The sequence below is a fragment of the Kribbella sp. NPDC023855 genome (assembly GCF_040639475.1).
GTDB lineage: Bacteria > Actinomycetota > Actinomycetes > Propionibacteriales > Kribbellaceae > Kribbella.
Genome location: NZ_JBFAAA010000013.1, coordinates 18074 through 30866 on the forward strand (window position 1 = coordinate 18074; position 12793 = coordinate 30866).

General features: G+C 68.5%; 11 protein-coding genes. 5 read left to right on the plus strand and 6 right to left on the minus strand.

Annotated features, from left to right (window positions below):
- Positions 1–576 precede the first annotated feature (576 nt).
- Both meaB and AB0F51_RS32880 read right to left on the minus strand, forming a co-directional pair.
- Positions 577–1533, minus strand: a complete 957-nt coding sequence (meaB, locus tag AB0F51_RS32875) for a methylmalonyl Co-A mutase-associated GTPase MeaB (RefSeq protein ID WP_360286111.1) — start codon at positions 1531–1533, stop codon at positions 577–579.
- Between the two features lie 60 nt (positions 1534–1593).
- Positions 1594–2811, minus strand: coding sequence for an acetyl-CoA C-acetyltransferase (locus AB0F51_RS32880; protein ID WP_360286113.1), 1218 nt, complete (start codon positions 2809–2811; stop codon positions 1594–1596).
- A 93-nt stretch (positions 2812–2904) separates the two neighbouring features.
- Here AB0F51_RS32880 and mce point away from each other — a divergent pair, with 93 nt between their 5' ends.
- From mce to AB0F51_RS32905, 5 genes are all read left to right on the plus strand, one after another.
- Positions 2905–3339: a methylmalonyl-CoA epimerase gene (gene mce / locus AB0F51_RS32885; RefSeq protein ID WP_360286115.1), complete on the plus strand. Its 435-nt coding sequence runs from the start codon at positions 2905–2907 to the stop codon at positions 3337–3339.
- A gap of 174 nt (positions 3340–3513) precedes the next feature.
- Complete coding sequence (locus tag AB0F51_RS32890; protein ID WP_360286116.1) at positions 3514–4446, plus strand: sensor histidine kinase; 933 nt, start codon at positions 3514–3516, stop codon at positions 4444–4446.
- A gap of 162 nt (positions 4447–4608) precedes the next feature.
- Entirely contained in the window at positions 4609–5946 is a 1338-nt protein-coding gene (gene ccrA, locus AB0F51_RS32895; RefSeq protein ID WP_360286117.1) for a crotonyl-CoA carboxylase/reductase, read from the plus strand.
- Positions 5947–6088: 142 nt separating this feature from the next.
- Positions 6089–7747, plus strand: a complete 1659-nt coding sequence (locus AB0F51_RS32900) for a transposase (RefSeq protein ID WP_360286118.1) — start codon at positions 6089–6091, stop codon at positions 7745–7747.
- Complete coding sequence (locus AB0F51_RS32905) at positions 7744–9108, plus strand: AI-2E family transporter (protein ID WP_360286120.1); 1365 nt, start codon at positions 7744–7746, stop codon at positions 9106–9108. Before AB0F51_RS32900 ends, AB0F51_RS32905 begins: the two co-directional genes overlap by 4 nt.
- A 63-nt stretch (positions 9109–9171) precedes the next feature.
- On the opposite strand, the gene AB0F51_RS32910 is transcribed toward AB0F51_RS32905, so the two are convergent.
- The 4 genes from AB0F51_RS32910 to AB0F51_RS32925 all read right to left on the minus strand — a co-directional run bounded on the left by AB0F51_RS32910 (position 9172) and on the right by AB0F51_RS32925 (position 12687).
- Positions 9172–10089, minus strand: a complete 918-nt coding sequence (locus AB0F51_RS32910) for a GTP-binding protein LepA (protein WP_360286121.1) — start codon at positions 10087–10089, stop codon at positions 9172–9174.
- Between the two features lie 207 nt (positions 10090–10296).
- On the minus strand, positions 10297–10989 hold the full coding sequence (locus tag AB0F51_RS32915; protein WP_360286122.1) for a PIG-L family deacetylase: 693 nt from the start codon (positions 10987–10989) through the stop codon (positions 10297–10299).
- Positions 10990–11952, minus strand: a complete 963-nt coding sequence (locus AB0F51_RS32920; RefSeq protein WP_360286123.1) for a GNAT family N-acetyltransferase — start codon at positions 11950–11952, stop codon at positions 10990–10992.
- A 66-nt stretch (positions 11953–12018) separates the two neighbouring features.
- Positions 12019–12687 carry a winged helix-turn-helix domain-containing protein gene (locus AB0F51_RS32925; protein WP_360286125.1) on the minus strand — a complete coding sequence of 223 codons (669 nt, stop codon included), beginning with the start codon at positions 12685–12687 and terminating at the stop codon, positions 12019–12021.
- Between the last annotated feature and the right edge of the window lie 106 nt (positions 12688–12793).

Below are 12793 nucleotides of genomic sequence, written 5' to 3' on the forward strand. Positions count from 1 at the left end.
AGGGCGGCTAGCGGGATTCAGGGGCCAGCCGACACCTAAGAGGCCCACCGGCGTTCCGCTGCGGGTAACCGGCGCCGGCACACAACGGACGATCAGGTCCGCCGTGCTGAGACGGGCTTGGGTGTGCCGACCGACAGGAGGTAGTCCGCGGCCGGGCATCAGCGCACGCTCAGCGGGGATGCCGATGGCCGGAAAATGGCCACTACCTCCTGTCGGTCGGCACAAAAAGCGGGCCTTCCACGGGCTGAAGGCCGACTCGACGGACAACGAGCAGCACGTGTCCCCGCGGGTACAACCTCACCGCGGCAGCAGACCCAGGCGGCGCCACCCCCGTGGTCGCATCGCGCGACGTAGGAGCGCTCACCCCACGGGCGGGCGGGAGCGGTCGAAGCAGCACGCGACGTAGGAGCGGGCAAGCGAGGCCGCGCGGGAGCAACTCAACACCTGCAGCCACCCCAAGCGGCAGCCACCACCGTGGTCGCATCGCGCGACGTAGGAGCGCTCACCACGGGCGGGCGGGAGCGGTCGAAGCAGCACGCGACGCAGGAGCGGGCATGCGAGGCCGCGTGGGAACAGCTAAAGCGCGTCGATCAGTTCGTCTGCCGCGGAGTACGGGTCGGTGTTGCCGTCGGCTACCTTCGCGGCCAGGACGTCGAGTCTTGCGTCGCCATGCAGGTGGGCGAAGCGGGAGCGCAAGGCCGTCATGGCGATTGCTTCGATCTCGTCTCGTGCGCGGCTGCGGCGGCGTTCCGTCAATACGCCATTAGCGCTCATCCAGGCCAGCCGGTCCTCGATGGCGGCGACCACCTCGTCGACGCCTTCGTTGCGGGAGGCAACTGTTTTGAGGATGGGTGGGGTCCAGGCGTCGGGCGCCCGTTCGGCTAGTGCGAGCATGGCGCGCAGGTCGCGGGTGACGTTCTGGACGCCGTCGCGATCTGCCTTGTTGACAACGTAAATGTCGCCGACTTCGAGGATGCCCGCCTTCGCGGCCTGGATGCCGTCACCCATCCCCGGCGCGAGCAGCACCATGGTCGTGTCGGCCATCCCGGCGATCTCGACCTCGGATTGCCCGACCCCCACGGTCTCCACAAGCACCACGTCAAACCCAGCCGCGTCGAGCACCCGCAACGCCTGCGGAGTCGTCCAAGCCAGTCCTCCAAGATGACCGCGCGAGGCCATCGAGCGGATGAAGACGCCGGCATCAGTCGCGTGGTCCTGCATCCGCACGCGGTCGCCCAGCAACGCCCCACCGGAGAACGGCGACGAAGGGTCGACCGCCAGTACGCCGACCCGCTTCCCGGTTGCCCGGTACGCCGATACAAGCGCAGAGGTGGACGTCGATTTGCCCACCCCGGGCGAACCGGTGATGCCGATGATGTGCGCCCGACCCGCATGCGGCGCGAGCGCGGCCATCACTTCGCGCAGCAGCGGCGACTCGTCCTCGACGAGGGAGATGAGCCGAGCGACTGCCCGCGAGTCGCCTTCGCGGGCTCTCTCGACCAGCTCGGCGACCGGGGCAGTCCGTCGTGGCATCGGCTCTCTGTCAGCTCGGGGTACGGGTGAAGCTCGGCGTACGGATGAAAGGGAAGGGTGTCAGCTCTTCTGCGGGACGCGGACGATCAGGGCGTCACCCTGGCCGCCACCACCACAAAGGGCAGCTGCTCCGGTACCGCCGCCGCGGCGCTGGAGCTCCAGAGCCAAGTGAAGCACCAACCGGGCGCCCGACATGCCGATCGGGTGACCGAGGGCGATCGCGCCGCCGTTGACGTTGACCTTGTCCAGGTCGACGTTCAGCTCGCGGGCGCTGGCGATCCCGACGGCCGCGAAGGCCTCGTTGATCTCGATCAGGTCCAGCGTGCCGGGCTCGATGCCTTCCTTCGAGCAGGCCTTCACGATCGCGTTGGCCGGCTGGCTCTGCAGCGACGAGTCGGGGCCGGCGACCGAGCCGTGCGAGCCGATCTCGGCCAGCCAGGTCAGCCCGAGCTCCTCGGCCTTCGCCTTGCTCATCACGACGACGGCGCAGCCACCGTCGGAGATCTGCGAGGCGGACCCGGCCGTGATCGTGCCGTCCTTGCCGAACGCCGGACGCAACCGGGAAAGCGACTCCAGCGAGGTGTCGCCGCGAATGCCTTCGTCGGCGTCGATCACCAGCGGGTCACCCTTGCGCTGCGGGACCTCGACCGGGACGACCTCGTCGGCGAAGACACCGTTCTTCCAGCCTTCCGCGGCCAGCTGGTGCGACCGCACGCTGAACTGGTCCTGCTCCTCGCGGGTCAGCTTCAGGCCCTCGTTGTTCACCTGGTCGGTGAGCGGGCCCATGCCCTGGTCGGTGAAGGCGTCCCACAGTCCGTCGTAGGACATCGAGTCGACCATCGTCACATCGCCGTACTTGAAGCCCTCGCGGGACTTCGGCAGCAGGTGCGGCGCGTTCGTCATCGACTCCATCCCGCCGGCCACCACGATGTCGTACTCGCCGGCGCGGATCAGCTGGTCGGCCATCGCGATCGCGTTCAGGCCGGACAGGCAGACCTTGTTGATGGTGATCGCGGGCACCGTCATCGGGATTCCGCCCTTGACCGCGGCCTGGCGGGCGGCGATCTGGCCGGCCCCGGCCTGCAGCACCTGGCCCATGATCACGTACTCGACCTGCTCCGGAGCGACGCCGGCCTTGGCCAGCGCGCCCTTGATCGCGAAGCCGCCGAGCTCGGCGCCGGTGAAGCCCTTCAGGCCACCCAGCAACCGACCGATCGGGGTCCGCGCACCGGCGACTATGACAGATGTGTTCTGCGGGCTGCGAGTGGTGTCAGACATGGTTCTCACGATACCTGCGAGCGCACTGGTACGGGGTTGTCGATCCGGTCACACTCGGTTGGATTCGGCGTACCGGCAGGCCAATCTGAAGCCATGGACGCCACCGGAACCCAGACGCTGTTCGAGGCCATCGACCATGTCGGCATCGCCGTCGCGGACTTCGACGAGGCGGTCCGGTTCTATGCCGAGACGTTCGGCATGACGGTCGCGCACGAAGAGGTCAACGAGGAGCAAGGGGTCCGCGAGGCGATGCTCTCGGTCGGCGACAGCGGCTCCTCGATCCAGCTGCTCGCCCCGCTGTCCGAGGACTCGCCGATCGCGCGTTTCCTGAGCCAGCGCGGCCCCGGCATCCAGCAGCTCGCGTACCGGGTCCGCGACATCGACGCCGTCTGCGCCACCCTGCGCGAACGCGGCGCCGTCCTCCTGTACGACGAACCGCGCCGGGGTACTGCGGGTTCGCGGGTCAACTTCCTGCACCCGCGCTCCTCCGGCGGAGTACTGATCGAACTGGTCGAACCGGCCTCCTGACCGCCACCCCCGACGACCGCCCCCCGGAGCCGAAACCGGCGTTTTGACCGCCGTCCGTGACCGGCGGCGACCCCGCTGTGACCGAAACGACCGTTCAGCGCCCCGGCTCGGCGGCTCGGCGACGAACCGCGCCGTGACCAGGCCTGATGACCGTTTCGGGTCTAGTCTGGGCTCGTGCTGATCGACAGCGCCCCTGACGCGGTGAACGGTGGTCCCGCCGGTTTTCAGCACGATGCCTTCATTTACACCGATGAGGACGAGTTCGTGCGCCGGGCGGCTCCGTTCCTGCGCGACGGCCTGCTCGCCGGCGACGCCGTCCTGGTCGCCGTACCGCCGGCCCGGATCGCCTTGCTGCACAGCGAACTCGGTGACCTGGCCGAGCAGATCACCTTCATCGACATGACCGTCGCCGGCCGCAACCCGGCCAGGATCATCCCGCTGTGGGCCGAGCTGCTGCGCGAGCACCCCGGCCGCTCGATCCGCGGTCTCGGCGAACCTGCCTATCCGGGCAGGACCGAAGCGGAGTACGCGGAAGCCGGGCTGCACGAGGCCTTGCTCAACGTGGCTTTCGAGCATTCCGGCCCGTTCCGCCTACGCTGCCCGTACTCCGCGTCCGTGGTCGGCCCTGAGCTCGATCCGGCGGACATCCACCCGATCGGCGGGGACAACGGCCGCGACTGGGGCCGGGTCGTGTCGGGGAGGTTCGGCGACCCGCTGCCCGCAGTACCGGAGTGGGCGGAGCAGCGGAAGTTCGGGCCGGCCGAGCTGACCGCAGTACGACGCTGGGCGGCGGAGTGGGCCGGGTCGCACGGTCTGTCGCGGCATGCCGTGGACGATCTGACCCTGTCGATGCACGAGATCTGCACGAACAGCATCCGGTTCGGGGGCGGTCAGGGTGCGTTGTCGCTGTGGACACAGGACCGCACGCTCATCCTCGACATCGCCGACGACGGGCGGATCAACGACCCGCTGATCGGCCGGGTCATGCCGCCGACCGACGGACGCGGCGGGCGCGGCGTCTGGCTGGCGAACCAGCTCTGCGACCTGGTCCAGATCAGGTCGGGCGAGGCCGGCACTCAGGTCCGGTTGCACCATCGGCTTGGTTGACATCGAAGGCATTTCGCCGGATAAGACCACCAAACACAGTGGACTGCAAAAGTGACGGTCGTCTCAACGGCTGCGACGTCCATCACAGAACCCTTCAAATCCAGGCATACTCGTCGGTAGATTCCGCTTTCACCACGGCTCCATCCCACTCGGAGGTACGACGTGAAGCAGATCCTCGACGCGATCCTTGCCGGCGACACGCCTGCCGAGGAGTTCGGCCGGCTCGAAGTACCGGAGCACTACCGCGGTATCACCGTGCACGCGGACGAGACCGGGATGTTCGAGGGCCTGGAGGCCAAGGAGAAGGACCCGCGCAAGAGCCTTCACCTGGACGACGTACCGACCCCCGAGCTCGGCCCGGGTGAGGCGCTGGTCGCGGTGATGGCGAGCGCGATCAACTACAACACCGTCTGGACCTCGATCTTCGAGCCGGTCTCGACGTTCAGCTTCCTCAAGCGGTACGGGAAGTTGTCGCCGCTGACCGCGCGCCACGATCTGCCGTACCACGTGGTCGGTTCGGACCTGTCCGGCGTCGTACTGCGCACCGGCCCCGGCGTGAACGCGTGGAAGCCGGGCGACGAGGTGGTCGCTCACTGCCTGTCGGTCGAGCTCGAGTCGCCGGACGGGCACAACGACACGATGCTCGACTCCGAACAGCGGATCTGGGGTTTCGAGACCAACTTCGGCGGGCTGGCCGAACTCGCGCTGGTGAAGTCGAACCAGCTGATGCCTAAACCGGCTCACCTCACCTGGGAAGAGGCCGCGTCGCCGGGGCTGGTGAACAGTACGGCGTACCGGCAGCTCGTGTCGGCGAACGGCGCGAACATGAAGCAGGGCGACGTCGTCCTGATCTGGGGCGCGTCGGGTGGACTCGGTTCGTACGCGACCCAGTTCGCGCTCAACGGCGGGGCGATCCCGGTGTGTGTGGTCTCGTCGCCGGAGAAGGCCGAGATCTGCCGGGCGATGGGCGCGGAGCTGATCATCGACCGGTCGGCCGAGGGCTACAAGTTCTGGGCCGACGAGCACACCCAGGACCAGAAGGAGTGGAAGCGGCTCGGCGCGAAGATCCGCGAGCTGACCGGTGGCGACGATCCGGACATCGTCTTCGAGCACCCGGGGCGGGAGACGTTCGGCGCGTCGGTCTACGTGGCGCGCAAGGGCGGCAAGATCGTCACCTGCGCGTCGACGTCGGGTTTCCTGCACGAGTACGACAACCGTTACCTGTGGATGAACCTGAAGAGCATCATCGGCTCGCACTTCGCCAACTACCGCGAGGCGTGGGAAGCGAACCGGCTGATTGCCAAGGGCATGGTCCACCCGACCCTGAGCCGGGTGTACCCGCTCGAGGAGACGGCGCAGGCGGCGTACGACGTCCACCGCAACCTCCACCAGGGCAAGGTCGGCGTCCTCACCCTCGCCCCCACCGAGGGCCTCGGCGTCAAGAACGCCGAACTCCGCGAGAAGCACCTCCCCCAGATCAACCGCTTCCGCAACCGCTGAACCAGCTGAGGTTTTCCACGCCCCCAGCAGGTGGTTGTTGCTGGGGGTGCCTGGGTTGTGACCCGGTTGGTGTGGTGTCGGGGGGTTCTGACAGGCTTTAGGGTGAGGGATTCAACCGAGCCGCCAGAAGGGACTCTTTGGGATGGCTGACGAGTCGAGCCTGCCGTTTTTCGATCGTACTGCGACCGCCGCGGGTGGCTTCCCCGTGGGACGTCGCGGCTACGACAAACAGGCGGTGGACGACTACGTCCGCGCGCTGGAGATGCAGCTCGCCGACGCTCGCGCGCGGCTGGAGGAGTCGCAGGCCAATTCCGCTCCGCTGCAGCGTCAGCTCGAAGAGGCCAAGCGTCAGCTCGAGGCCAGCGCCAACCCGTCGTACGCCGGGCTCGGTGACCGGGCCGCGCAGATTCTGCGGCTGGCCCAGGACCAGGCGTCCGAGGCTCTCGAGGAGGCTCGTCGTGAGGCCGACGAGCTCCGCACCGCTGCCGCCAAGGAAGCTGCCGCGATGCGGGCTGCCGGCGAGCGCGAGGCCGAGGACATCCGCACGGTCGCGCTGAACGAGTCCGACAGCATGCGCCGTACCGCCGAAGGTGACGCGGCCGAGATCCGCCGCACCGCCGACACCGAGGCCGCCGAGGTGCTCGCGGCTGCCCGGCGCAAGGCGGAGACCCTGCAGCTGACCGCCGAGTCCGAGGCCAGCACGATGAAGAACGGCGCGCTGCACGAGGCGGAGAAGATCCGCACCGCGATCCAGCGCGAGTCCGCCGCCCTGCGCGCCCGGCTGGCCGACGAACGCGAGCAGCAGGCCAAGGAGCTCGCCGACAAGCACTCCAAGATCGCCGCCGACACGGAGAACCTGACCACCCAGATGCGCGAGGCCGCCGAGGCTTCGGAGCGCCGGGTCGCCGAGGCCACCGAGCAGGCCCGCAAGATCCGGGCCGAGGCGGAGGAGTCCGCCGAGCGCACGCTGACCCGCGCCCGCCGCGAGGCCGAGCAGCTGCTCACCACCGCGCGGACCCGGTCCGAGGCCGAGCTGGCCAACGCCGCCGACGAGGCGGAGCGGTCGCGCACGATCATCGCCCGGGAGACCGAGCGGCTGGCCAAGCGCCGCGACGGCATTCTGGCCCAGATCGCCGGCCTGAACGACATCGCCAGCAACATCGCGCGCCAGGCCGCCGAGCTCGACTCCGAGACGGCCACGCCGTACGGCAACCCGTTCGCGGCGCCGGCAACCAGCGCAACGACCAGCCGGTCCACCGGCAGCACCAGCGAAGCGAGCAGCCCGTTCGCCGCTCCCTCGTACGACGAGCCGACGGCCAAGTACTCCGCCGGCGCCGACGCCCCCACGGCGACCTACTCCACCGGGGCCGACGCACCTACCGCGACCTACTCGACCGGGGCCGATGCGCCCACCGCGACCTACTCCGCCACCGGCGGGGTGGAGCCGGAGGAGGCCGAGCTGGCGCGCGGCGAGAACCCGTTCGCCGGGAGCAGCCCGTTCGTCGGCAGCACGGCCGGTGCGGCGCGCGCGGACGAGACGCGGATCGACACCGACCTGCGGGTGGACGCCGACGAGCCGAAGACCGCCGAGCCGCCGCGGGACGAGACCCGGATCGACGAGTTCCGGCTCTCCGACCTGGCTGCCCCCAAGGCCGACACCGACAAGGCCGGCACAGACAAGGCAGACCCGGCCAAGGCAGACGTGACGGCAGCAGGCAAGGCTGGGGCGGCCACGGCCGGCGTCAAGGCTGATGAGAAGAAGGCAGCCGGCGACGGCAAGGGCTCGAAGGACCAGCAGTGACGCCTGGTGGCGACAAAGATGAAACGGCGAAGACGCAGGTAGCGGAGATCGAGGAAGCGGCGCGCGAGGCGAAGGCCGCCGCGGCCGAGGCCGAAGCGGCCGCCGACGACGCGGAGAAGTCCGCGGAACACTCGGAGGCCTCGGCGGACCAGTCGGAGGAAGCCGCCGACCAGTCCGAGGACGCGGCCGAGGTGGCGGCGGAAGCAGCCAAGAACTCCGAACTGGCCGCCGCGCAGGCCAAGGCGGCGAGCCAGGACGACGATCAGAACCCCGGTGAGATGCTGATCGATGATCGGCACCCGTCCGAGGGGATGGGCGCGCCCGGCCCGCCGTTGCGCCGGTCGAACCCGTTCGTGTTCGGCTTCTTCGCGGCCCTCGGCGTGCTGGTCGCCTGGGGCCTGTGGAACGCGCTCGGCCAGGCCAAGTCGGTACTGATCCTGCTGGTCGTGTCGATGTTCATCGCGGTCGGCCTGAACCCGCTGGTCGAGTGGTTCATGCGCCGCGGGCTGAAGCGTGGCCTCGCGGTCGGCGTGGTGTTCCTGCTGATGATCCTCGCGGTCACCGGCGTCGGCCTGGCGATCGTCCCGGTGGTCACCGACCAGATCGACGGGCTGATCAAGAACGCACCGCAGTGGCTCGACCTGCTGACCAAGTCCAAGACGCTGAACGAACTCAACGAGCGCTACGAGTTCATCAAGAAGGCGCAGGACTACATCCAGGACCCGGCCCTTGCGCAGAAGGCGTTCGGCGGCATCCTCGGCGTCGGCAAGGTGGTCGCGAACGCGCTGTTCTCGGCGTTCACGATCCTGATCCTCACCCTGTACTTCCTCGCCTCACTGCCGACGGTGAAGCGCGCGGCGTACAGCCTGGTGCCGGCCAGCCGGCGCAACCGGGTCTCGATCCTCGGCGACGAGGTGCTCGGCCGGGTCGGCGGTTACGTCAGCGGCCAGTTCCTGGTGGCGGCGTGTGCCGGGTTCTTCATGTTCATCTTCCTGGAGATCGTCGGCCTCGGCGAGTACGCCGTCGCGCTGGCGATCGTGGTGATGTTCACCGCGTTCATCCCGATGGTCGGCGGCCTGATCGGTGTCGTCCTGGTCGCGCTGATCGGCTTCACCGACGGGCTCTGGACCGGACTGGCCTGCCTGATCTACGGGGTCGTCTACCAGCAGATCGAGAACTACTTCGTCGCGCCGCGGATCATGCGCCGCGCGGTCGACATCCCCGGTGCGGTCACGGTGATCGCGGCCCTGCTCGGTGGCGCGCTGCTCGGCGTCGTCGGCGCCCTGCTGGCCATCCCGACCGCGGCGGCGATCCTGCTGATCATCCGCGAAGTCTGGGTCCGCAAGGCCGACGCTTCGTAGTACCGGAGCAGTTCTGAAGCGCAGCAGCGTGACGCCCGAAGAGTCTTCGGGCGTCACTGCGTTTCAGGGGCGACGATCGGAAGCAGCGAGGCGGGCGGCCGACCTCAGCGAGTCCAGCACGTACGTCGGTACGCGCAGACCCTGCCGTTGGGCCCAGAGCAGTTCGAGCTCGACCCGGCCGATCTGCTGGGCGTACCGGGTGATGCCGGCATCGCCGTTCGTCGTGATGCCCAGGTGGTGCATCACGTCGCCGAACTCGGCCCACTGCTTCTTGGTGTAGGCGCCGACCGGCTCGAACGTGTGCCGCCGCAACGTCCTGACCAGCCACTTCTGCCAGTGCGCCAGCTCGGTCCACAAGCCCTGCGCGGCGATCTTGTAGTAGGCGAAGTGCCCCGGCTCCTGGCGCCGGATCGGCGCGATGATGCTCGACGCGATCGCCCGCTCACCGAGATCCAGCAAGCCCTGATGCAGCCTGTTGTACGCCAGGATGGCCGACTGCTCGGTGGCCACGCCGGTCAGGTAGTACATCATCCGGCTCACGTCCTGTACTGCGTGCCAGCGGCCGAGCGCACCGAGCACCCGGAAGCTGAACGACACATGGGTGAGGTCAGGCGTTGCCGGTGGCAGGCCGGCCAGCGACTGCAGCCGATCGAGCAGCAGCCCGTGGTGCGTCTCCTGCGGCAGCCAGACGTCGGCGTAGAAGTGCCGGTCGATCGGCGGCGGATCCGGGAGCAGCAAGTTGAGCTCGAGAACGTTCCGCTCGACCTCCAGCTCCACCCGCGACATGTAGGTCAGCACCGGACCGAACTGCTTGGCCAGCACCTGCGGCTGCGCCATCGAGTAGTCGGCACTGTCCACCGGGATGGGCGGATGCTCCTCGGCCAGCCGGTCGACGTGCTCGACCAGCCGCCGTTCGACCGAGAACGGCCGGCGGATCCCACGCCTGAACCGCCGCCACGGCGGCGTACCGGTGGCGGTCATGACCAAGCCGCCCGGCTCGCCCCGATCCGGTTACCGCACCCTCGCATGATGACGATTTCCCCCCGCCCCAGGCCGCTGATCAGCTTCGGTCGGTCTGACCATGAGTAAGTCTCACCTTACTTGGCCGCAGCGCCGTACCCCAGGAAGTTTTCTCCCCAGCCCGATCGTGGATTCCCCCACCACGAGTGTAGAGCTAGCCCCCTTGCACTAGGGACCGGCGAGCTTCGTCACCTCGGGTCCGCGACGGTCGGCGAAAGCGCAGGCGCGGGGATAGCCGGCCAGGCAGCCCCGCATCGTCATCAGCGCGGTGTAGTAGTCGATGTAGCGGAAGCCGTAGGTCTCCCCGCGAGCGAAGGCCTGGTGCCGGATCGCGCTCACCCAGCGGTAGAACGCGTCGTCCGGGATCGGCACGTAGCTGGACGGCTCGAAGCCCTCCATGTCCTCCCAGTTCTCCGCGTGCAGGAACGTCCGGACCGAATGCCTGGGCAACTCGTGCTCCATCGGCAGCGCGGCGAGGAAGCGGGCCCGCCCGACCAGCTTCGCGGCGTACTCGTGGTCGCGGTGGATGCTGTGCTTCCAGTGCGTGATGACCGTGTCCGGCTGCTTGTCCCGGATGATCGACGCCAGCTCCAGCGCCACCTCGTCGGTGTCCGGCAGGAAGCCGTCGCTGTGCTCGAGCGCGATGAAGTCGGCCCCGATCGCCGTGGCGAACGCCTCCCCCTCGGCCAGCTTCTGCACCTTGTACTCCGCCGGCGACAGCCGCGGGTGGCCGCGTTCGCCGGCGGTGAGCGCGACCATCGTCACGTTCGCACCCTCCAGCACGAACTTGGCCAGCGTCGGACCCGCGGTGAGGTCCATGTCGCCGATATGTGCGCCGAAGGCAACTACCGATCTGTTCATCTACCAGGCTCCTTGCGCCGGGTCCAGCTGGGCCCGGCGGATGGCGAACTTGCGGGTGATCGTGAATCCGGTCTTGAGGTAGAGCTGCCCGGCCGCGGACTGCTCGCCCGTCCACAGGAACCAGGCACTGTGCGCGCCAAGACCGGTCATCCGTTGCAGGGTCAGGTGCAGCAGCACCTTGCCGAGACCTGTGCCGCGGCTGGCCGGCAGTACGCCGAACGGGCCGAAGCGCTCCAGCACACCTTCGTACGTACCGTGCATCGCCCAGCCGAGCACGCTCTTGTCGGGCGCGAACGCGACGACGATCCGATCCAGCGGCAACCCAGCCACCACCGCCTCCCGAATCGCCCGGGCCCAGTCGGGGTTGAAGGTGGCCGCGACGGAGATGACCTCGGTGAGTTCGTCGCCGGTCGGAGTACCGAACCGGAAGCCTTCCTGTTCCAGCGCGCTCATGCGACCGCGGACCTCAGCCGGAAACTCGTAGCCCACCAGACTGCGATCCATCGCAACCGCCTCGTACTGCGTCTGAAAGCCAAGCCCCTCCATCAGCGCGAGGGCCGCCGGGTAGCGCTGAACATCGAGGCCGGGCAGAAAGTAGTTGGGCGTGTAGGAGGAGAAATACACCTCGGCACACCCCTGAGCCGCGAGCCAATTCATTGCCTTGGACACCAATTCGCGACCAAGCCCGCGGCCTTGTTGCTCGGGATGCACGAAGAAGAAGAGAATCCAGCCGGTGCCGGGCTCAAGGTCGCTGCCGGAAGCGGCAACCAAGCGGCGTACCGCATAGGCCGCACCGACAAGCTGACCGTCGGATCCGGCAATCTGCAGACCAGCAGGATCGAAGTTCCGGTCGAGCAGAACGAGATCGCGGAAACGCTCGTACCCGATCGGGTCCCCCGGCGCCGCCGCCACCCAAGCCTCAACCAGCCGCGGGCCGTCCCCGATGGCGAACGTGCGGATCACCGGGTGCCTCCTCCCACAGGATCTGGGTAGGAAATTTACCGATCCAGCCGCCAGAAGGTCAACCGATTACAGGCTGGCGCTTGCCGACGGAGGGTCCGACTCCTCGCTCACGTCGCCGAGCCGGAGGCCTTCACCCCGGACGGTGAGCAGGAACCGCGGATGGGCCGGGTCTTCCTCGAGTAACTGACGCAGGCGGCGGACGTGGGCGTCCAGCCGGTCTCCCGAGCGATCGAAACTGTCGCCGAACACCCGGGCCGCGATCTGCTGCCGGGTGACCACCTCGCCCTCGGCGGCGACCAGCAGGGTCATCAGCCGGAGCTGCAAAGGCGACAGTTGCAGCGGTTTGCCCAGCCAGGAGGCACGGAAGAGCCGGGGATGGATCTCCAGCGGGCCCCACACCATCGAACGCCTCCGGCCCGCCTTCAGCATCAGGTCACGCACGGTCAACGCGATCTGGATGTCCGACTGGCCGTTCAGAGACCAGCGGCGCAACAGCGGACGCCCGGTGTCTTCCAGGCTGAGCTCCGCAGCCCCCGACTGAAGGCGGAGGATGCCCTCGACGTCACAGTCGGCCAGCCGCTCGGCGTGCTCCGGCGTCACCGCGAGTAGTGGCAGCAGATCGACGAAGCCCAGCGTCTCGACCAGGCCGAGCGCGGCCTCCGGTTTGTCGTGCAGGACGATGATCCGGATTCGGTTGTGGTCCCGCCAGGACTGCTCCCCTTGAGTTCGGCGCACCGCGTTCCCCCCAGCGCCAGGTCGACGAAATCCTTTGCTCTGGGCACACGTTATGTCTCAACTGGATCACAAACCACCCCGTGGCGTGTTGGTGACAGCACGGACA